At 69.7% G+C, this 20,025-nt stretch carries 21 protein-coding genes and 1 pseudogene; 5 read left to right on the top strand and 17 right to left on the bottom strand.

Annotated features, from left to right (window positions below; genetic code table 11):
- Positions 1 to 34: 34 nt before the first annotated feature.
- The 7 genes from NX1_RS38605 to hemL form a co-directional block, all read right to left on the bottom strand.
- Positions 35 to 1,036 carry an MspA family porin gene (locus NX1_RS38605; RefSeq protein ID WP_084500816.1) on the bottom strand — a complete coding sequence of 334 codons (1,002 nt, stop codon included), beginning with the start codon at positions 1,034 to 1,036 and terminating at the stop codon, positions 35 to 37.
- A 271-nt stretch (positions 1,037 to 1,307) separates the two neighbouring features.
- Positions 1,308 to 2,273, bottom strand: a complete 966-nt coding sequence (ccsB, locus tag NX1_RS02105; RefSeq protein WP_068052687.1) for a c-type cytochrome biogenesis protein CcsB — start codon at positions 2,271 to 2,273, stop codon at positions 1,308 to 1,310.
- A 2-nt stretch (positions 2,274 to 2,275) separates the two neighbouring features.
- Positions 2,276 to 3,946: a cytochrome c biogenesis protein ResB gene (gene resB, locus NX1_RS02110; protein WP_068052690.1), complete on the bottom strand. Its 1,671-nt coding sequence runs from the start codon at positions 3,944 to 3,946 to the stop codon at positions 2,276 to 2,278.
- Positions 3,943 to 4,764 (bottom strand): cytochrome c biogenesis CcdA family protein, encoded by an 822-nt coding sequence (locus NX1_RS02115; protein ID WP_068052693.1) that lies wholly within the window; start codon positions 4,762 to 4,764, stop codon positions 3,943 to 3,945. Before NX1_RS02115 ends, resB begins: the two co-directional genes overlap by 4 nt.
- A gap of 31 nt (positions 4,765 to 4,795) precedes the next feature.
- On the bottom strand, positions 4,796 to 5,377 hold the full coding sequence (locus tag NX1_RS02120; RefSeq protein ID WP_068052923.1) for a TlpA disulfide reductase family protein: 582 nt from the start codon (positions 5,375 to 5,377) through the stop codon (positions 4,796 to 4,798).
- Between the two features lie 74 nt (positions 5,378 to 5,451).
- Positions 5,452 to 6,132: a histidine phosphatase family protein gene (locus NX1_RS02125; protein WP_068052920.1), complete on the bottom strand. Its 681-nt coding sequence runs from the start codon at positions 6,130 to 6,132 to the stop codon at positions 5,452 to 5,454.
- A 743-nt stretch (positions 6,133 to 6,875) separates the two neighbouring features.
- Positions 6,876 to 8,213 carry a glutamate-1-semialdehyde 2,1-aminomutase gene (gene hemL / locus NX1_RS02130; RefSeq protein WP_068052926.1) on the bottom strand — a complete coding sequence of 446 codons (1,338 nt, stop codon included), beginning with the start codon at positions 8,211 to 8,213 and terminating at the stop codon, positions 6,876 to 6,878.
- Positions 8,214 to 8,381: 168 nt separating this feature from the next.
- Between hemL and NX1_RS02135 the strand changes: the two genes are divergently transcribed.
- Positions 8,382 to 8,774: a hypothetical protein gene (locus NX1_RS02135; protein ID WP_068052695.1), complete on the top strand. Its 393-nt coding sequence runs from the start codon at positions 8,382 to 8,384 to the stop codon at positions 8,772 to 8,774.
- Positions 8,775 to 8,844: 70 nt separating this feature from the next.
- On the opposite strand, the gene NX1_RS02140 is transcribed toward NX1_RS02135, so the two are convergent.
- The 6 genes and pseudogenes from NX1_RS02140 to hemB form a co-directional block, all read right to left on the bottom strand.
- The gene (locus tag NX1_RS02140; protein ID WP_068052698.1) at positions 8,845 to 9,063 is read right to left on the bottom strand and encodes a hypothetical protein; all 219 of its coding nucleotides are present in this window, start codon (positions 9,061 to 9,063) and stop codon (positions 8,845 to 8,847) included.
- A gap of 96 nt (positions 9,064 to 9,159) precedes the next feature.
- Positions 9,160 to 9,411: a hypothetical protein gene (locus NX1_RS02145; RefSeq protein WP_068052701.1), complete on the bottom strand. Its 252-nt coding sequence runs from the start codon at positions 9,409 to 9,411 to the stop codon at positions 9,160 to 9,162.
- A 53-nt stretch (positions 9,412 to 9,464) separates the two neighbouring features.
- Positions 9,465 to 9,713, bottom strand: coding sequence for a hypothetical protein (locus NX1_RS02150; protein WP_157119478.1), 249 nt, complete (start codon positions 9,711 to 9,713; stop codon positions 9,465 to 9,467).
- 320 nt (positions 9,714 to 10,033) lie between these two features.
- A pseudogene (gene mce1N / locus NX1_RS02155) lies at positions 10,034 to 10,501 on the bottom strand (transport-regulating membrane protein Mce1N); the annotation flags it as partial.
- A 389-nt stretch (positions 10,502 to 10,890) separates the two neighbouring features.
- Positions 10,891 to 11,421: a hypothetical protein gene (locus NX1_RS02160; protein WP_068052707.1), complete on the bottom strand. Its 531-nt coding sequence runs from the start codon at positions 11,419 to 11,421 to the stop codon at positions 10,891 to 10,893.
- The gene (gene hemB, locus NX1_RS02165; protein WP_068052929.1) at positions 11,418 to 12,395 is read right to left on the bottom strand and encodes a porphobilinogen synthase; all 978 of its coding nucleotides are present in this window, start codon (positions 12,393 to 12,395) and stop codon (positions 11,418 to 11,420) included. Before hemB ends, NX1_RS02160 begins: the two co-directional genes overlap by 4 nt.
- Positions 12,396 to 12,571: 176 nt before the next feature.
- Between hemB and NX1_RS02170 the strand changes: the two genes are divergently transcribed.
- The 4 genes from NX1_RS02170 (at position 12,572) to NX1_RS02185 (ending at position 14,690) form a co-directional block, all read left to right on the top strand.
- Positions 12,572 to 13,366, top strand: a complete 795-nt coding sequence (locus NX1_RS02170; RefSeq protein WP_157119479.1) for a tetratricopeptide repeat protein — start codon at positions 12,572 to 12,574, stop codon at positions 13,364 to 13,366.
- Between the two features lie 161 nt (positions 13,367 to 13,527).
- A complete protein-coding gene (locus tag NX1_RS02175; RefSeq protein ID WP_068052713.1) occupies positions 13,528 to 13,911 on the top strand; it encodes a DUF4189 domain-containing protein in 384 nt (127 codons plus the stop codon).
- Positions 13,912 to 14,020: 109 nt separating this feature from the next.
- Positions 14,021 to 14,302 (top strand): hypothetical protein, encoded by a 282-nt coding sequence (locus NX1_RS02180; protein WP_068052931.1) that lies wholly within the window; start codon positions 14,021 to 14,023, stop codon positions 14,300 to 14,302.
- Positions 14,303 to 14,414: 112 nt separating this feature from the next.
- Positions 14,415 to 14,690 carry a hypothetical protein gene (locus NX1_RS02185; RefSeq protein ID WP_157119480.1) on the top strand — a complete coding sequence of 92 codons (276 nt, stop codon included), beginning with the start codon at positions 14,415 to 14,417 and terminating at the stop codon, positions 14,688 to 14,690.
- A gap of 205 nt (positions 14,691 to 14,895) precedes the next feature.
- Here NX1_RS02185 and NX1_RS02190 read toward each other — a convergent pair whose 3' ends face one another.
- The 4 genes from NX1_RS02190 to NX1_RS02205 form a co-directional block, all read right to left on the bottom strand.
- On the bottom strand, positions 14,896 to 16,458 hold the full coding sequence (locus tag NX1_RS02190; RefSeq protein ID WP_068052720.1) for a bifunctional uroporphyrinogen-III C-methyltransferase/uroporphyrinogen-III synthase: 1,563 nt from the start codon (positions 16,456 to 16,458) through the stop codon (positions 14,896 to 14,898).
- On the bottom strand, positions 16,455 to 17,522 hold the full coding sequence (hemC, locus tag NX1_RS02195) for a hydroxymethylbilane synthase (RefSeq protein ID WP_084500868.1): 1,068 nt from the start codon (positions 17,520 to 17,522) through the stop codon (positions 16,455 to 16,457). Before hemC ends, NX1_RS02190 begins: the two co-directional genes overlap by 4 nt.
- A 23-nt stretch (positions 17,523 to 17,545) precedes the next feature.
- The gene (locus tag NX1_RS02200; protein ID WP_068052723.1) at positions 17,546 to 18,958 is read right to left on the bottom strand and encodes a glutamyl-tRNA reductase; all 1,413 of its coding nucleotides are present in this window, start codon (positions 18,956 to 18,958) and stop codon (positions 17,546 to 17,548) included.
- 133 nt (positions 18,959 to 19,091) lie between these two features.
- Complete coding sequence (locus NX1_RS02205) at positions 19,092 to 19,922, bottom strand: redox-sensing transcriptional repressor Rex (protein ID WP_068052934.1); 831 nt, start codon at positions 19,920 to 19,922, stop codon at positions 19,092 to 19,094.
- Positions 19,923 to 20,025: the final 103 nt, after the last annotated feature.

Below are 20,025 nucleotides of genomic sequence, written 5' to 3' on the forward strand. Positions count from 1 at the left end.
TGTGCGGCGATTACGAGTCGGGTCGCCGGTCGGATCAGAAGATGAACTGGCTGCCGTAGGCGGAGGTCTGCACCGTCCCCACCGCGGTACTCACCGTGGCGGTGATGAAGGGAACGGCCGAAACCGGTGAGGCACACTGGCCGACGTTCAACGCGGCGTTGTTGAAAATGAAGTGGTACGGGAACGCGGTCCTGTCGTCCAGGGGGGTCGTCACTGTCGTGACCGTGGTGATCTGGCCCGGCGCCAAGGTGGCTTCCAGGACCTCCGCCAAGCCCAGATTCCCGCCGACGGTCGGTCCGAGGCTCGCGCTGGGGGCCGAGGCACTCGGGGACGGGGTGTCGACGCTCGGCGACGGGGTGTCGACGCTCGCGGAGGTAGTGGTGGCGCTCGGGGAGGTAGTGGTGGCGCTCGGGGAGGTAGTGGTGGCGCTCGGGGAAGTACCGGCTGCGCTCGCGGAGGTGGTAGCGGCGCTCGGGGAAGTAGTGGCTGCGCTCGCGGAGGTGGTAGCGAGACTCAGGGAGGTGGTGCTGGCACGCTGCGGTGTGGACGACGGCGTCAGCGTCGCACTCGGCGGGGTGGACACCGGAGTCACCTGCGCATTCGGCAATCGGGCGGCAACATCCGACTGGCTGAATTCGGGGGAAATACTCGCCATCAGCCCCTGTTCCGGATCGATTCCGACGGTGAAGCCGTTGTCCAGACTGATCGCGCAGCCGACTAGGAACCCCGAGACGGCCTCGCCGGACGTTATTCCATCGCCCTCCACGTTCAGCGAGTAGTCGCCGGATAGCTGCGCCGCATGCGCGAACGTCATGAGGAAGTTCGGCGTCCGGTCGCCCGGTGGGTCCACTCTGATGTTCTCCACCGATGCCGTCACATGAATCCCGGCACCGGATACGTCCGCGCCGGGCGGTTGGGCTCGGCTCGGCTCGGCACCGGGCCACAGACCGACAGCCAGGACGGCCGCGACCACACCGGTCACGATAACGACGAATCGAGGTCGCATATCTGATTCCGTTCCGAATCGGATGTACATCAGCGGCGGCTGAATCGCATGAACAGACCGATATAGCTAATTTTTGGCAAGCATAATGAGATATCGGCCCGACTCAGTCAGGCTGCGGGGCGTGTTGCGCATCTGCTAGGGCTCGGCCATATATTTGCCGAGCGCGGGTGATGCTCAGGTTTGCCTGAGGCGGCGTCCTCCGGGCAAATCTCGAATCCACTGCGTACCCGCTGCGTACCGAGCCGGATTCAACCGCACCGGGAGCTTCGAAGACAAACGCTGACGCGCAGATCGGAGCCAGTTAGTTCAGACCCGCGTAGCTGTGCAGACCGCTGATCACGATGTTGATGATGAACAGGTTGAAGAGCATCGCGACGAAGCCGGCGACGTTGATCCAGGCGGCCTTGGTGTCGCGCCAGCCGGAGGTGGCGCGGGCGTGCAGGTAGGCGGCGTAGAGGACCCAGGCGATGAACGAGCAGGTCTCCTTGGGGTCCCAGCCCCAGAAACGGCCCCAGGCGGCCTCGGCCCAGATGGCGCCGAGGATGACGCCGGCGCCGAAGAGGGGGAAGCCGATGATGGTGGTTTTGTAGGCGAGGCGATCGAGGGCGCGGGCGTCGGGCAGGCGACGCGCGATCTTGCCGAGCGGGCTGTCGGACTCCTGGCCCTCGGGCTGACGCAGGCGGTACAGGAACAGCATGCTCGCGACACCGGAGAGCAGGAAGATGCCGCTGCCGACGCTCACCACGGTGACGTGGATGGGCAGCCAGAACGACTTCAGCGCGGGCACCACCGGCGCGGCCTCCGCGTAGAGCACCTGTCCGGCGAGAAACATCAGGACCAGCACCGGCGCGATCAGGAACACCCAGATGGCACGGAACTTCTGCTCGTACAGGAAGCCGAGACCGACGACGAGCGCGGCCGCGCAAGCCATGGTGACGAACTCGTACATGTTGCCGAGCGGGAAGCGGTGGGTCGCGAAGCCACGCAGCACGATCGAGGCGACGTGCAGGACGATGCCGACGATCAGCACGGAGAACGCCATGTTGCCGAACTGTTCGGCGCGCGAGCGGCGCGGTGGCGGCGCCACCTTCCCCGGCACACCCGGCCCCGCGCCGCCGCCGACGGTGACGAGTTCGCGCGCCTCGGCCTTGCGTGTCTGCACCGACGCGTACTGCGCGATGAGCAGACCGAGCGCGAGCACGTAGATGACGAACGCCGATTTGAAGGCGAGGTTGCTGTACCCGGCAAGGGTCTCGTCGATCGGCATGTTCACTCTCCCGTGCGTGTGGCGTCGGTCTTCGCGTCGTCGCCCGCAGCATCGAGCAGGCGCGCGCGGAGCCGGTCGAATTCGCCGCCCCAGCCCGCCTGATCGGTTCTGGCGAGCCCGCCCATTTCTACTACAGTGCGTCGTTGGTCAACGGTACCGGCAGCGTCCTCGGACGGGTAGACCCGCACCCAGATCCGCCGACGTTTCACCAGCAGCGACACCAGCAGGCCCGCCATCATGGCCAGCGCGCTCACCAGCACCCACTGCTGGGCCGGATCGTGCGAGACCTGCAGGTTCACGAATTCCTGTGCGCCGTCGAACGTCACCTTGGTGCCGTTGGGCAGCGTGGTCGATTCGCCGGGGCGCAGGTTCACCCTGGCCTCCTTGGCGAGCCTGCCCTGCCGCACCATCTCCTGGTCGAGCGAGAACAGATCCTGCGGACGTCCGGTGTCCAGACCGGTGTCGCCCCGGTAGACGTCCACCGCGACGGCGGGGTCGTCCATGCTCGGGAACGCCGAGGTCAGCAGGTTGCCGTGGAACAGCGCGGTCGGCGCGAACAGGCCCTCGATGGCGATCTGGTTCTTGCGACGCTCCTCGTCGGTGGCGTACATGCCGCCGGGCGGGTCGATGCGCAGCACGCCGCTGGACAGGAAGGTGCGCGCGTCGTCCGGCCGCCACTGGATCGTTTCGGTCCTGGTCTGGCCGTTCGGGAAGGTGACGGTGAATGTCGGCGCGTACCCGTGTCCCTGCAAGTAGAGGCGATCGCCCTCGACCCGCAGCGGATGGTTGACCTGCAACATGGCTGACCGCCACCTGTCGGTCGCCAGATCCGATCCGGCCTGGTAATCGACGTTCGAGGTGAACATCTCGGCCTGCCCGGTGCGCAGGTAGTCGGCCTGGAAATCCTTGACCCGCACGCAGATCGGCGTCATGCCGGTGCCGTCGTTGACGTTGCCCGCCCGGAAGGAGTCGAACGCGGCGGGCGAGGTGGTGCAGAAGCCTGGGCCGTTGTTGGCGATCACGATGACGGTGCCCTCGTAGCCGAACAGCTTGCCGACCGCGATGGCCACCAGCAGGCATACCAGCGCCAGATGGAAGACCAGATTGCCGAATTCGCGGGAGTAGCCCTTCTCTCCAGAGAGGGTGAGCTCGCCGGGGCGGCTGCCCGGCCGCACTTCGGTGCGCCAGCCGCGCAGCCGGGCGCGCGCGGCCTCGATCAGCTGCTCGGGAGTGCTCGCCGACTCGCCCGAATAGTGGTGCGGCAACCGGGCCAGGTTGCGCGGGGCGCGCACCGGCGGGGTGCGCAGCGCCTTGTAGTGATCGAAGGTGCGCGGCAGGATGCAGCCGACCAGTGAGACGAACAGCAGCACGTAGACCGCGGTGAACCAGAAGCTGGAGAACACGTCGAACAGCTCGAAGCGGTCCATCCACGGACCGAGCATCGGACGGTCGGCGATGTACTGCTCGACCTTTTGCTCGTTCAGGTTCCGCTGCGGCAGCAGGGCGCCGGGAATCGCGGCCAGCGCGAGCAGGAACAGCAGCACCAGCGCGGTGCGCATGCTGGTGAGCCCGCGCCAGGTATTGCGGACGAGCGCGAAGGCGCGGCCGGGCAGCGACTGGCGGGGCGGGCGGGGGGCGGCCGATTCGGCCACGGGATGGTCGGTCACGGTCATATGGGCAGGGTCACCTCGGAGACGAACGCGTCGCGCACCCACGCCACGAACTGGTCCCACGCCCCCGTGACCAGCGCGACGCCGACGGCCATGAGCAGAATGCCCCCGACGATCTGAATGGTTCGCGAATTGCTGCGCAGCCAGCCGACGCCGCGCAGCGCGCCCGCCGAGCCGAAGGCCAGGATCACGAACGGCAGCCCGAGCCCGAGGCAGTACGCGACGATGAGAGCGACGCCGCGCGCCGCGGTCGTGCCCTCGGTGCCCGCGGACACCGCCATCACGCCGGACAGGGTGGGTCCGAGACACGGCGTCCAGCCGAGTGCGAAGACCGCGCCGAGCAGCGGCGCTCCCACGAGGCTGGTCAGACGACGCGGCTCCATTCTGGTGTCGCGCTGCAAAGCCGGGACCAAGCCGACGAACACCAGCCCCATCAGAATCGTGACCACGCCACCGATGCGTTGCAGCAGTTCACGATTCACGTTGAGGGTCTGGATCACACCGAACACGGTGGCCGTCGCGAGCACGAAGACCACGGTGAATCCGGTGACGAACAGTCCGGCCGCACCGGCGATGCGCAACTTGCCCGCGCGCGCGGCGAGCGCGACGGAGGACCGGCCTTTCGCCGACTCGACGGTCGCGGGCGGAGCCTCGGCGCCGACCAACCCCGCCAGATACGACAGATATCCGGGCACCAACGGGACAACGCACGGCGACGCGAACGACACCAGCCCCGCCAGCACGCACGCGCCGAGCGCAAGCAGCAGCGGACCGGTCGCCGCCGTCTGCTGGAACGATTCCCCCACGCTCGCGAGCACCATCACCGCATGCCCCACACGCTCGGACGACCCATTACTGCTTGCCCTCCTCGGCGAGCCTTTCGACGATCGGCTGCAAGTCCTCCGCGATCAGCGACCGCAGGAAGACCGCCGCGACGCGATGCTGCCGGTCCAGCACTAGGGTGGTCGGGATGACGCTGGTCGGGAAGTTTCCGCCGAGGGCGAGCAGCGTGCGCATGGACGGGTCGTAGATGGACGGGTAGCCGACCTTGTTGTCGGTGACGAAGTCCTGCGCCTTGTCGCGCTGCGGATCTCGGACATTGATGCCGAGGAAGGCGACGCCCTTGTCCTTGGTGGCCTCGTAGACCTTTTCCAGCGCCGGCGCCTCGGCCCGGCACGGCCCGCACCACTGGCCCCACAGGTTGACCACGACCACCTTGTTGGGGAAGTCGGCGACCGAGACGGTCTTGCCCTCGCTCAGCAGATCGGGGCCGGACAGCGCACCGATGGTGCCGCGCGCGGCAGGCGGATCGTAGAAGATGGCGGTCTTGCCGCCGGGCGAGACGAATTCGAAGGTGCCGCCGGTGGCCACCGCGTCCGATCCGGTCGAGCAGCCAGCGAGCGCGGCCACCAGGGCAACGCACGCAACGAGCATCGGCGCGATCCGCCTGACCAGCGTCCGTGCGGACGCGGGCCCGGCCTTCGCGGGGATCGACGCGGTGGCGCGAATCATGCGCCGTGCACCGTGGGATCCGAACCGCCCGCGGGCTCGGAGTAGACGATGTCGACGAGCGTGTCGCCCTGGTAGACCAGCGAGGTCAGCGAGGCGAGCGAGCACTGCCTCGCGCGCGGGTCGTGCCACAGCCGCTGGCCCTGCAGGAACCGTCGCAGCGTCCAGACCGGCAGCTGATGCGAGACGAGCACCGCCTCGCGGCCCGCCGCCTCGACCCTGGCCTTGTTGACCGCGGCCAGCATGCGGTGCGCGATCTGCAGGTACGGCTCGCCCCAGGACGGGGTGAACGGGTCGCGCAGCTTCCACCAGTGCCGCGGCTTGCGCAGCGCGCCGTCGCCGACGGACACCCGCAGACCCTCGAAGGTGTTGCCCGCCTCGATCAGGTTCTCGTCGGTGCGCACGATCACGCCGTGCTGCTCGGCGATCGGCCCGGCGGTTTCCTGCGCGCGCTGCAGCGGCGAGGCGATCACCGCGGCGATGTCGTGGTCGGACAGCGCCCGCGCCACCGCGCCCGCCTGCGCCCGTCCGGTGACCGACAGGCTGAAGCCGGGCAGCCGACCGTAGAGAATGCCCTTCGGGTTGTGCACCTCGCCGTGCCGCAGCACGTGCACGATGGTCTCGACCGCCGGTCCCGCGTCGGAGAGATCGGTCTCGCCGGAGCGAGGGGTGGCGGTGATTCGCGAAGTGCGCGCGGGGGTTTCGGTGTCCTTGGCGACGGCGGGCGGCTCGTCGGCGACCGCGTCGGCGGGGGTCGCGCCGGAGGCGGCGAAATCGGTGGCCGACTGATCGGCGCTGTTCTGGCGCTCGGCAGCATCCACGTCGGCGGTGGTCTCCGCAGCTGCGGCGGCCTCGAACCCGGCAGCGGTCTCGTCGGCCTCGGATTCCGTAGCGGCACCGGCGATCTCGTCGCGCGCAACCGTCCAGGCGGCAGCAGAATTCACATCGGCGGCACCCTCGGCCGCGGCATCGGTGGTCTCGGCAGCCGCATCGTTCACGTCGGCAGCGGTGGCCCCGGACTCGGCTGCGGCGTCGGCACCCGAGGCTTCGGCGGTCTCGGCAGCGTTCGCATCGGCCGCGGCGTCGTCAGCCTTCGCGGCGGCGGCAGCTTCGGCGTCCTCGGCAGCGGCATCGGCGCCCGCGACCTCGTCGCCCGCGACAGTCTCGGTGTCGGTCGCCGCACCCTCGGCGTCACCTTCCGCCGGTGCGTCGGCCAGATCCACATCGGCGGCGGCAGCGGCCGACGCCGCCGCGCGGGCTGCGGCCTGCTCGGCGAGCTCGGCTTCGGCGATGTCGGCGTCGGTGATCGCGCCGAGCGCCTCGGCCTCGCTGAACGGGGAGTCGACGCTCGGCGGGGTGGTCGTCGGTTCAGGAGTGGTCGGTAGTTCGCGGCGGGCGGCGCCGGGCTGGTCGTGGTCGGAACTCACGCGCGGGATCCTTCGGGGGTGGCGGCCGCGGCCGCGTGCGCGGCGGCGGGCAGGGCTGCGGCGATTCGGTCGAACGCGTCCTCGTCGAGCGCCGCGGAGACGAACCACGCCTCGAACGCGCTCGGCGGCGCGTACACGCCGCCGTCGAGCAGCGCGTGGAAGAAGGCCGGGAAACGCCAGGTCTCACTGGCCTTGGCGGTGGCGTAGTCGATGACCGGACGGTCGGAGAAGAACACGCTCACCATATTGCCCGCGAACTGGACGTGGTGCTCGACCCCCGCCGCGCCGAGCGCCTCGGTGAGCAGGCCGCCGAGCCGTTCGGCGTTGCGATCCAGCGCGGCGTAGACCGCGTCGTCGGCGGCGCGCAGCGTAGCCAGGCCCGCGGCCACGGCGACGGGATTACCGGACAGCGTGCCCGCCTGGTACACCGGGCCGAGCGGGGCGAGCTGGTTCATCACCTCGGCGCGGCCGCCGAACGCGGCGGCGGGCAGTCCGCCGCTCATCACCTTGCCGAAGGTGTAAAGGTCACCGGCGACGCCGTCGCGCCCGAACCAGCCGGAGCGGCTGACCCGGAACCCGGTCATCACTTCGTCCATGATCAGCAGCGCGCCGTGCTCGGTGGTCAGCGCGCGCAGACCTTCGTTAAAGCCGGGTACCGGAGCGACCGCGCCCATGTTTCCCGCCGCGGCCTCGGTGATCACGCACGCGATCCGACCGGGATGCGCCGCGAAGGCCGCGGCCACCGCGTCGAGGTCGTTGTACGGAAGCACGATGGTGTCGCTCGCCTGCGCGCCGGTGACGCCGGGCGAGTTGGGCAGGCCGAGCGTCGCGACGCCGGAACCCGCGTCGGCCAGCAGCGCGTCGACGTGTCCGTGGTAGCAGCCGCTGAACTTGATGATCTTGGTGCGGCCCGTGTAGCCGCGCGCAAGCCGCACCGCGCTCATGGTGGCCTCGGTGCCGGAGTTCACCAGCCGCACCCGCTCCACCGGCGCGACGCGCTCGATGATCAGCTCGGCCAGCTCGATCTCGGCCGCGGTGGGCGCGCCGAAGGACAGGCCGCCGACAGCGGCCCGCTGCACCGCCTCGACGACCGCGGGGTGCGCGTGCCCGAGGATCATCGGACCCCAGGAGCACACCAGGTCGACGTAGTCGTTGCCGTCGGCGTCGGTGAGCGTGTAGCCCTTCGCGGAGTCGATGAACCGCGGCGTGCCGCCGACCGATTTGAACGCCCGCACCGGCGAGTTGACGCCGCCGGGGATCACCGAACTCGCCCGGTCGAAGAGCTGAGCGGAAACCGGCACCGATGCCCTGGTCACGCGCGGAGAAGAACTCACGGCCTCCAGTGTCGCAGCCCCGGCGAACCCGGTCGACGACAGGGTGTAGGAGAGTGACGCGCGCCGCAGTGTCCGCGGCAACACGCCGTGCGGGCGTTTGCCGCGATATCCGGCCGCGCGTCCGTAATCTCGACAAGTCTTTTGCGACTACTCACCGGGAGGCTAGTCATGCGGTTCGCCCTCGTCAGCACGGCAGCATTGGCCTTGTTCACCTCCGCGGCAGCGCTGTTCGGCGCCGGGACGGCCGCCGCGGCCGACCCGGTCGCCGATCTGGACCAAGGCCGCGTCGGCGCCAGGCTGACCCACGAAGAGACCGTCGCGCTGGCCGGCGGTCCCGCCCCCGCGCTGATCACGATGTTCGTGCCGCTGGACCGGATCGGCGCGGGCTTGCACAGGGATACCGAACTGTTCCGCGATCAGAGCGGCGGCATACGCGCGACCCTGCGCCAGGTGATCTCGGAGTCCGCGAGCCATCCGGACGGTTCGGTGACCATCTACCTGAACGCCCCGTGGACTCGCAACGGCCGCATCCTCGACGTCTATCAGAACTGGACCCGCTGAACATCGAACTCGCCCGCGGACCGGAGTCCGCGGGCGAGTGTGAATCATTCGGTGACTTCGATTTTCGGTTCTACGTGTAAACGCACGGCAGCGCGGCGGACAGGCTCTGCAGCGAGCACAGGATCCCGTTCATCGCTCCCGCCGACCCGGTCTCCGGTACCAGTCCGGCGACCGGGGCCGTCGGCTCCAGCGGCAGACCGGCGGGGTCCGCCAGCGCGGGCGAAGCGGCCAAACCGACCGCAGCGGTCGCGACCAGAGCCACGCTCAATCTCGTGACGAGAACTTTCACGGATCACACCTTCCATTCGATCAGCCCACCGGCGAATGCCGATGCGGCACAACACGAATGGTATGCGGACCGGTAACGTTGTGAAGCGTTATTGTTTCAAATACTCGGGTTCGTGATGCCGACGCAGAACAACGCGAATCCGGTGGTCACCAGGCAGTCCAGCGGGGTCGGCAGCAGCTCCAGCAGCCCGGGCGGCGGAGTCACGGCGAACGCGGGCGACACCGGCACCGGCGGTGGAGGAGTGTGATCGTCAGGAGTGGCGGCGGCCGGTACCGCGGCGGCCGCACCGATCAGCCCGCCGGCCACAACCCCGACGGCGAGCTTCTTCGCGTAGATCGTCGGCTTCATTTGTTGAAGATTCCCGCCCGTGCGGCGGCGAAACGGAGCTGCCGGCCCGCGTTTCACCTCTCAGCGGCAGACCGCACGACACGGGTCACGGCATCGATGACGAGCAGACCCGCCACCGCGACCAGGAAGGCCGACAGGACCAGCCACGGCGCGACATACCGGGTCGCCTCGAAAGCGGGCATCTCGCCGATCGCCGCGAACGACGTCGTGACGGTGCCACGACCCCAGCTCAGCACCGCGAGCACCACCGCGACGACAGCCGCGACGACCCGGCCGAGCGCCACCACCATGTCACGTCTCACCGATCGGCTCCGTTCTCGCTGTGCTGCTCGTTCCTGTCCTTGACCAACGGCACCGCCGCACCATCGGCATGCCGTTCGACGCCATCGGCTCCGCGCTGCTCCGCACCATCAGCGCCGTGTAGTTCCGCACCATCGGCGCTGTGCCGCTCGACGGCAGCAACTCCGCGCGATTCCGAGCTATCGACTCGGCGCTCCTCCGCACCATCGACTCCGCGCTGTCCCAAACCATCGGTACTGCCCGGTTCCGCACCACCGGAGCTGCGCGGTTCCACACCATCGACTCCGCCCTGCTCCTCGGCGCTCCCCACCAGCGCCTCCTCACCATCCGCCTCCAGCGCCGCGCCGAGCGCGGTCCGCAGGCCGCGGTGATCACGCGCCCACGCCTGCGCCAGTCCGCCGTCGCGCAACCGCAGTCCGATCGCCTTCCGCCTGCGCGGCACCCCGCTCAATTCACCGAGGGCTCGCGCGGATTCCCATTCCTCGTCGTTCCAGGAATGCTCGTCGCGCTCGGGCAGTACGGCGGCGATGCCGGTGAGCGGCAGGGTCTCGGTGCCCTGACGCAAGGTGGACTCGGTGAGCTCGACGCTCACATGACGGCGGCCCGCGACGACTTGCAGCGCAACGAAAGCCGCGATGAGCGCTCCGCAGAAGATCAGGGCGAACCAGTGCACGGGACTTGCCGTGACCAGCTCCAGCACCAGGACGAGAAGACAGAGCAGCGGGCCGTAAGCTACCGCGCGCCAGCGCGCACCCGGCTCCGTGAACAGAACGGCGTCGCCATCACTCACGCCTCCGCCTCGCTGGCACTCGGCTCCGGCGTGCGCGATGCGCGCTGCCACGCCGCACTACCCATCGGATCGCGCATCCGGCGCCCGGCGCCGGGTCGCCCCGCCGACGAAATCAGCCGACCAGACCGGGCAGCAGCAGGACCGCGACGGTGACCAAGCCGAACAGGATCAGCAGGCTCAGGACGAGCAAGTCTCGTCGCATGCTCTGCGGCTGCTGGATCACCACTCGCATCTATGCCTCCGATCTCCCGGAGCCAACTGGATGACGCCCTCACGCAAGGTAAGACAACGCATGACCAACAACTACCGGTTCCCATGACTACTGTGACAACCCTCACCATACATGTCCGCGCTACCGCGACAAACTCAGTGACGCCACCGTCATTCGGTCACCGGAGGCTGTTCTGGAAGTAAGTCGTCGAGTCCGGACGGAAGCTCAGGAACAGCGCGCCGCCCGCGAGCACGCCCTGCACGATCGCCGCGCCGCCCGCGACCAGCGAGGCCACGCCGGTCACCGCGTCCAGGGCGAACAGCGCCGCGACCGCGCCGAGCACCAGCCACACGGCGAGCACCGCCAGCACGGTGCGCGCCCAGAGCTTGCCCCGGCCGAACTGGTGTACGACCGCGAAGGCGCCCGCCGCCAGCGCCAGTCCGGCCAGCACCATGGCGACCAGCATCAGCGACACCAGCAGTTCGGCGGTGGCCATGGCGAAATTCGGGTCGCCCGCCTTGCCCTGATCGAACATCCGCTGGTCGAGATCGGCACGCCGCTGCAACGAGGTGAGCACCGTGCCGACCAGCTGTACGACACCGAATCCGATGATCGCCCACCACAATTGGCGAGCGGTACGGATGTCTTCCGGCATCGGCGGCCGGTGCGGAACCGGCACGACGCCCATCGGTCTCGGGTAGTTCGTCACGACAACCAGTGTGCGGCCTCGGTCGCCCAGTAGGTGAGCACGATGTCCGCGCCCGCCCGGCGGATACCGGTCAGCGATTCCAGTACGGCGCCGCGACGGTCGATCCAGCCGCGCTGCGCCGCGGCGGTGATCATCGCGTACTCGCCGGAGATCTGATAGGCCGCGACCGGCACCGTCGACCGGTCGGCGACGTCGCGCAGGATGTCCAGGTAGGACATGGCGGGCTTGACCATCACGATGTCGGCACCCTCGGACAGGTCCAGCTCCAGTTCGCGCAGCGACTCCCTGCGGTTGGCCGGGTCCTGCTGGTAGGTGCGGCGGTCGCCCTCCAGCGAGGAGCCGACGGCCTCGCGGAACGGGCCGTAGAAGGCCGAGGCGTACTTCGCGGCGTAGGCCAGGATGCCGGTGTCGGTGCGGCCGACCGCGTCGAGGCCGCGCCGGATCGCGCCGACCTGGCCGTCCATCATGCCGCTGGTCCCCAGCAGGTCGGCGCCCGCCTCGGCCTGGGAGATCGCCATGTCGACGTAGCGGTGCAGGGTCGCGTCGTTGTCCACCGCACCGTTCGAGGCGAGCACGCCGCAGTGGCCGTGGTCGGTGAACTCGTCCAGGCAGGTGTCGGCCATGACCACGGTCGAGTCGCCCACCTCCTCGGCCAGCGCGCGCAGGCCGCGGTTCAGGATGCCCTTCGGATCGCTGGCCTGGCTGCCGGTGGCGTCCTTGTCCTCCGGCTTTGGCACGCCGAAGAGCATGAGCCCGCCGACGCCCGCGGTGACGGCCTCCACCGCGGCCTTGCGCAGCGAGTCCATCGAATGCTGGTAGACCCCCGGCATCGAACCGATCTCGCGCGGTTCCTCCAGCCCGTCGGCGACGAACATCGGCAGCACCAAATGCCGTGGTTCCAACGTGGTTTCGGCCACGAGACGGCGCAGAGCGGGAGTACGGCGCAACCGCCGCGGGCGGTCCATTCCGGTCATGAATCGCACGATACGCCTGCTCGCGGAAGGTGTCGCGAGCGCATCGGACGGCGGTGACCCCGCCCACCTCCCGCTTCGGTTCGCGACCACGGCTGCCCTCGTGGACCCGTCCCCACGATCACGAGATTCTGCGCCATCCTGAAATCGGGGCACGCACGGACCTCGGAGGCAAGGCGATGACAGGTTACGACCGGTACGGATCGCGACTGGCGGCGTTGCGGCGGTTCGCCGACGGCGGGGACGTGTGGGCGATGGAGCGATTGGCCGAGGCACTACGGGAGGCGAACGACCCGGGCGGTGCGGAGCAATGGCTGCGGCGGGCGGCGGAGCTCGGCAGCGATTCCGCGCTCGTCCCGCTCGGCGAGCTCGCGGTGGCGGACGGGCGCGTCGCGGAGGGCATCGGATGGTGGGAGCAGGCCGTCGCCGCCGGTTGCGCGGGAGCCGATCTCCAGCTCGGCGCACTTTACCTGGAGCGAGGGGAACTGGACGCGGCCGAGCGCTGGTTGCGTCCGGCGGCGGAGGCGGGCGCACCGGAGGCGATGGGAAACATGGGCGTGATCGCGCACCGGCGCGGGGACGACGAGTCGGCCGTGTGCTGGTACGAGCGCGCCGCCGAGGCCGGAAACCCCACGGCGATGCGGAGTCTCGGCGTACATCTGGCCCGCGCCGGTGCGTTCGAGCGCGCCGTCGAGCTGCTCACCGAGGCCGTGCGACGTGGCCGCCGTGACGCCATGGCGGTGCTCGGCGCGGTGTATTCGGATCGCGGCGAATTCGACGAAGGCGAGCAGTGGCTGCGCCGAGGTGCGGCGGCGGGCGATCCCGACTCGATGTTCCTCCTGGCGACGACGCTGCGGGACCGCCGAACCACCGGCACGCCGAACGGCGCCGCGGCCGGCGAAGCGTCCCACTGGCTGCGCCGGGCAGCCGATCTCGGCCACCCCGAAGCCCTCCGGCTGCTGCTCGACTCGTGACACCGCCCTCGCCTCAACAGGCCATCACTCGCGACCGGTCAATTCACCATCGGGCAGTCGCGTCATCGCATTAAGCGATTGTTCGGGAGACGCCAAGCAGGATCAATAGGTTTGAGACAACACGGAAACGAACCGCAGGACAAACAAATTGGGGGACCCCGATGAAGAAGCCGATCACCACCCTGCTGCGCGTGTCGCTGACCGCGGCCATCGCCGGATCGCTGCTCGGCGTCACCGCGGGCCCCGCCTCGGCGGGTTCGGACAAATGGGGCGCCATCGCGTACTCGCCGTCGACCGGCGTGACGGGCGCTTCGTGGAACTACAGCACGGACGCCAGGGCCGAACGCGCGGCGATCGACTCCTGCGACGAATCGGACTGTCGCGTGCTGCTGAACTTCGTCAACAAATGCGGCGCCGTCGCGCGCGCCAAGGACAACAGCTGGTCCTTCGGGCGCGGCCCGAACCGCGCCGAGGCGACCGCCAACGCGATCGGCGCGGCGACCGGACGCCACCCGGTGATCAAACGTTCCGTCTGCACCGACTGACGAGCGCGAAAAGTGTTGCAGCCAGCGGTTTTTGTCGGTGGCCAGGGGTAGAATCGAAGCTGTGTTCGAGGGGATCCGCCGGGTTCCCGATCGCGAGGGGAGGACGTACATGCCCGCGACCGAAACCGCCCGAAAGTCCACCGTCATCACGCCGTACCGGCCATTGGAGAAGCGGCCGCTGCCGCCGGGCCGCCCGCGCAAGTGGTACATCACGCACAACCGCAGGCTCAAGGCGATGCGGCTGACCATCGCCCTGCTCGACTCGGGAATCTACCTGCCGACCCAGGCGAGCAACGAAAAGATCCGGAATACAGCCGAACTCGTCGGCATACGCCCGCCCTCGGACACCACGTGCCGCCTGGTACGAACCCTTCTGCGTTACAGCCGATGACAGCGTCCGGCCCGAGGCCGGGCGCGAAAGCGAAACGCCCACAACGCGGTGGGCGTTTCGCCGCGCGCGAGCTCCGTCGGTGCGGCCCGAACCGTCTCAGCCGATGGGCGGCGTGAACAAACACCGCGGCGGGTACGCCATTGCCGCACTGCTGCCAGGCACCGGGACAAAGCATGCCAGCAGCCTGACCAAGGTGCTGGACAAGGCACTGGATCCGGTCGCCGAACCCGATTCCAAATCCGCGGCCGAACCGGTCCCCGCCACGGGAGCCAAGGCGGGCGCCGCGCAGGCCTGGGCGGCCGAAGCGGCACCGATGGTCAACGAAAGCAGGCCAATCGCAATAGTTTTCGTCATCAAGTGGGGCATGGCGCTACCGCCTTTCGAATAACACTCTCAATCGTGTATCGGTGACGGTAGCGCTATCCAGCCAAAGTGAAACGCCCGTATTTCTATGGGCGACCGGCGGAGCCGTGCCCGGAGTCGCCGTACCACGGGAAGCAACTCGAAGCAGCGCGGCCCAGAACGCGAAACGCCCACCGTGGGGTGAGCGTTTCGACGCGCCGATACCTACCCGGACGCGGAGCGGACGGCACCTATCGGCTGCGCCGGCTCTTCTTGCGCGGCGGCGGAAGCAGACCCTCGGCGCGCAGCCGGGCGGCGTGCTCGGCGAGCGCCTCGACCAGCGGGCCGACCTGTGCGGTCTCGGGCTGCACGTCCACGCGCAGGCCGAACTCGATAGCCGTCTCGGCGGTCTTCGGGCCGATGCAGGCCACGATGGTGCGCGCGTGCGGCTTACCCGCGATGCCTACCAGGTTGCGCACCGTGGAGGACGAGGTGAACAGGACCGCGTCGAAACCACCGGTTTTGATCATCTCGCGGGTCTCCGCTGGCGGCGGCGAGGCGCGCACCGTGCGGTAGGCGGTCACGTCGTCGATCTCCCAGCCGCGGTCGCGCAGACCCTCGGCCAGTGTCTCGGTGGCGATGTCGGCGCGGGGCAGCAGCACCCGGTTCACCGGATCGAAAACGTCGTCGTACGGCGGGAAGTCGGCGAGCAGGCCCTCGGAGGACTGCTCACCCGAGGGCACCAACTCCGGGTTGATGCCGAACGAGCGCACCTTGTCTGCGGTGGCCTCGCCGACGCAGGCGATCTTCACACCGCTGAACGCCCGCGCGTCCAAACCGAATTCGGCGAACTTCTCCCACACCGCGCGCACCGCGTTCGTGGAGGTGAACACCACCCACTGGTAGCGGCCGTCGACCAGGCCCTTCACCGCGCGCTCCATCTGCGCGGGGCTGCGCGGCGGCTCGACCGCGATGGTCGGCACCTCCATCGGGATGGCGCCGTGCGTGACGAGTCGCTCGCTCATCTCGGCGGCCTGATCCTTGGTGCGCGGCACGAGCACGGTCCAGCCGTACAGCGCGCGCGACTCCCACCACGACATCTTCGACCGGGAGGCGACCGCCTTGCCGATGGTCACCACCAGCGGTCCGACCAGCTCGGACGCGGCGCTGTTCAGCGTGGCCAAGGTGGCCTCGATGGTCCGCTGCTGGCGGGTGGTGCCGCGCACCGTCACCGCGACCGGGGTCTGCGGCGCCATACCGTGCTCCACCAGGGCGCTCGCGGTCTCGGCCAAGTGGCCGGAGGTGGCGTGCAGCACCAGCGGGCCGGGCGCGGCGGCCAGCGCGGCCCAGTCGACCTCGCCGCGCACGTCGGCCTCGGTGTGGCCGGAGCCGAGCGCGATACCGGCGTAACTGGGCACCGCGGAGCCGTTGGGCAGGCCGGGCAGTACCTCGAACACCATGTGCGAGCGAGTCACCGTGGTGACCTCGGTGATCACCGAATCGGCCGTCAGCGGATCGCCCGCGACGACGCGGACCACGTCGTGGCCCGCGCGCGCCTCGGCGATGAGGGTCTTCGCGACCTCCGCGGGCTCGCCGAGGGCGGGGCGCACGTCGACCGGCCGCGTGCCGTCCTCGTTCTCCTCGACCGCGGTACCGATCAGCGCGAGCACACCCTTGTCGACATCGGGATCGGTGAACGCCAGTGTCGCCCGCCCGAGCACCTCGCGCGCACGCACTGTCAGCAGCGCCGGGTCACCGGGACCCGACCCGACGAACAAGATCCGACCGGGGTGCTTCTTGGTGGCTCGGCTCATTGGCTGTTCTCCATTGGGCTGGGATTGCTGATACGACCTTCGGCCGCGCCCGGTCGCGACCGCTGCAAGTTCGGGACGTCACCTGAGCGCTCGGTTCTCGCTTCGGCGGTGTCGTCTGTTCCGGGTGCGCCGAGCAGCTCGCGTGCCCCCAGCTCCAAGAGCTCTTGCGCGAGCGCGCGGCCGAGCCGATCGGCCTCGGCGGGCGCTCCGACCGCCGAGGCGCGCAGCACCTCGGACCCGTCGGCGGCCGCGGCGCAGGCGCGCAGCGAGAGTTCGTCGACGATGCGGCCCTCGTCGTCGAGCGACTCGACGACCTCGGCCAGCGCGCCGATCGGCGCGGTGCATCCGGCCTCGAGCTCGGCGAGCAACGATCGTTCCGCGATGACGGCGGCCCTGGTGGCCGCGTCGTCGAGCCCGGTCAGCGCCGCGATGGCCACGGTGTCGTCGCTGCGGCATTCGACCGCGAGCGCGCCCTGCGCCGGGGCCGGCAGCATCTGCACCGGCTCCAGCGCCTCGGTCACGGCGTCGAGTCTGCCGATTCTGGACAGTCCGGCTCTGGCCACCACGACCGCGTCCAGCTCACCCTCGGTGACCTTGCGCAGCCTGGTGTCGAGGTTGCCGCGCAGCGGCACGATGTCCAGACCGAGGCCGAGCGCGGCCAGCTGGGCCGCGCGGCGCGGCGCCGAGGTGCCGATCTTGGAACCGGCGGGCAGTTCGCCCAGCACCAGCCCGTCGCGCGCCACCAGGGCGTCGCGCGGATCCTCGCGGGGCGGGATGGCGGCGATGATGAAACGCGCGTCAGGCGCGGTCGGCAGGTCCTTGTAGGAGTGCACCGCGATGTCGATGGCGCCCGAGGCCAGCTCGTCGCGCAGCGCCGAGGTGAACACGCCGACGCCGATGTTCTGCACCGGATCGGAGGAGAGATCGCCCGGCGTCTTCACCACGACGAGCTCGGCCGGATGTCCCGCCGCGATCAGCGCGTCGCGCACGGTGCCCGCCTGGGTCAGCGCGAGCAGGCTGCCTCGGGTGCCGATACGCCACGGCGTGGTGCCGTCGGCGGTCATGTTGTCCTCTTCCTGAACGACTGTCATGCCGACTTGCCCTCCTCGCCGAGGTGTCCCAAAGTGAAGTCGTCGGCGAGCCCGGCGCCGAGTTCACCGGTGATCGTGCTGATCTCCATCGGCGCGGCAACCGCTTGGGCCGCGCCTGGCTTGAGTTCGAACAGTTCGCGTAGTGCCTCGGCGTAGCTGTCGCCGCCCGGCGTCGACGCGAGTTGCTTCACCCGCACCGTCGGCGCGTGCAGCAGCTTGTCGACCACCCGGCGCACGGTGCGCGCCACCTCGTCGCGCTCCGGATCGGCCAGGCCGGGCAACCGCGAATCCAGCCGCAGCAGTTCGGCTTCCACCACCTCGGCGGCGCGCTGGCGCAGGGCGGCGACCGTCGGGGTCACCTCGGCCATGCGCTGGCCCGCCAGGTACTTGGCGAGTTCGTCGGCGACGATCGACCGTGCGGCGGCGGTGTCGTCGGCCGCGGCGCCCGCGGCCGGATCGCGCTGCAGAGTCTCGATGTCGATGACCGCGACGCCGGGCAGACCCGCCACCGCGTGCTCCACGTCGCGCGGCAGGCCGAGATCGCAGAACACCAGCGGGCGTTCCGTCGCCGGGAATTCGGCGCGATCGCGATCGGCGAGGGCGCGGTGGGTGTCGGCCAGCGTCACCACGGCGCCGACGGCTCCGGTACAGGTCACCACCACGTCGGCGGCGGCCATCGCCTCGGTGAGCCGGGACAGCTCGAGCGCCGACGACTCGACGCCGTAGGAGCCCGCGGTCTCGGCGAGGCGGCGTGCCCGGTCGATGGTCCGGTTGACCACGATGATGCGGCCGATGCCGGCGCGCGACAGATGCGCCACGGCGAGCCCGCCCATCGCGCCCGCGCCGACGACCACGGCGGTGCGACCCGTCAGTTCGCCGAGAACCTGCTTGGCCCGATCCAGCGCCACCGACACCACGGACGCGCCCGCCCGGTCGATGCCGGTCTCGGCGTGCACCCGCTTGCCGACCCGCAGCGCGTGCTGGGCCAGCTCGTGCAAGGTGCGCCCGACGGCCTGCTGGGCGTCGGCGGTGGCGTAGGCGCCGCGGATCTGGCTGAGCACCTGCTGCTCGCCGACGACCATCGAGTCGAGTCCGCTTGCCACCGCGAACAGGTGCTCGGCGGCGGCCTCGCTGTAGCGCACGTAGGCGTGCTTGGTGAGATCGGGCAGCGGCAGCCCGGAATGCTTGGTGAGCAGGTCGCCGACCTCGGCCAGACCGCCGTGGAATGCGTCGACCACCGCGTAGACCTCGACGCGGTTGCAGGTCGAGACGATCATCGCTTCGGCGATGTGGCTGGAGGCGAGCATGCGATCGATCAGCTTGGGCCGGTCGGCATCGGTGATGGCGACCTTCTCCAGCACTGCGACGGGAGCGCTGCGGTGCGAGATCCCGACCAGTAGAACGCTCATGCCTGCGCCTCGCTGACGTCCGACCGCGGTGTCCGCGGTGCGACCTGCCACATGATTCGTTCGCTCATGCCTCCACCTCGCCGGCGCTCGGCTCCGGCATGCGCGAATGCGCGCTGGCACATGATTCGCTCACTCATGGTGCAACCACCGATCCCTTGCTGCTTGGCTCCGTTGCCGAATGCGAGGTCGTCGAGTGCGTGAGGGCCGGATGACCGGCCGGCGAGTGCGGAGTCGGCACGCGGCGCGCGATCAGGCCGGATCCCGCGTGCGCCACCTCGGGCAGCGGCTCCGGCTCGGCGTTGCGGGTCCGTTCGAACGACAACATCTGCATTTCGACCGCCAGGTCCACCCGGCGGACTTCCACCGCGGGCGGGGCGATCAGCCCGCACGCGGAGAAGCTCAGAATCGACTGCAGCCCGGCCGCGACCAACTGGTCGCAGACGTCCTGGGCCGCGTCGTCGGGCACCGCGATCACCGCGATGGTCGGTTCCAGCTCGGCGACGCCCGCGGCAAGACCCGCGACATCGCGCACGGTCAGCCCGGCCACCGACAGCCCGACCACCTCGGGATCGGCGTCGAAGAGGCCGACGACGCTGAAGCCGCGCCTGCGGAAGCCGCCGTAGCCGACCAGGGCCCGGCCCAGATTTCCGGCGCCGACCAGCACCACGCGATGTCCACCGGACAGACCGAGCACGTCCTCGATCCTGGTCCGCAACTTCGCTACGTCATAGCCGACACCCCGGACGCCGTTGGGGCCGAGGAACGACAAATCCTTGCGCAACTTCGCCGAATTGACACCCGCCGCGACAGCCAGTTCTTCACTGGATACGATGAGCACACCGTCGTCGGCCAACATGGCGAGGACCCGGAGATAGGTAGCCAGCCGCGCCACGGTGGCCTGCGGGATGTCTTTCTGCAGAGCCCTGCCGGAGACGCCGCCCGGCGCCTCATGCTGCTCTGTCACGTCGTCGGCTCCTCGTTCCGGCCTGCGCACAGGTCCGGTTCGTCGTTCGACCTCGAGCCCGGCGGCGGTCCGGTGCCATGGTCGAAGTATCGGATTTCAGGGC

It is taken from the genome of Nocardia xishanensis NBRC 101358, assembly GCF_001613365.1.
GTDB classification, from domain to species: domain Bacteria; phylum Actinomycetota; class Actinomycetes; order Mycobacteriales; family Mycobacteriaceae; genus Nocardia; species Nocardia xishanensis.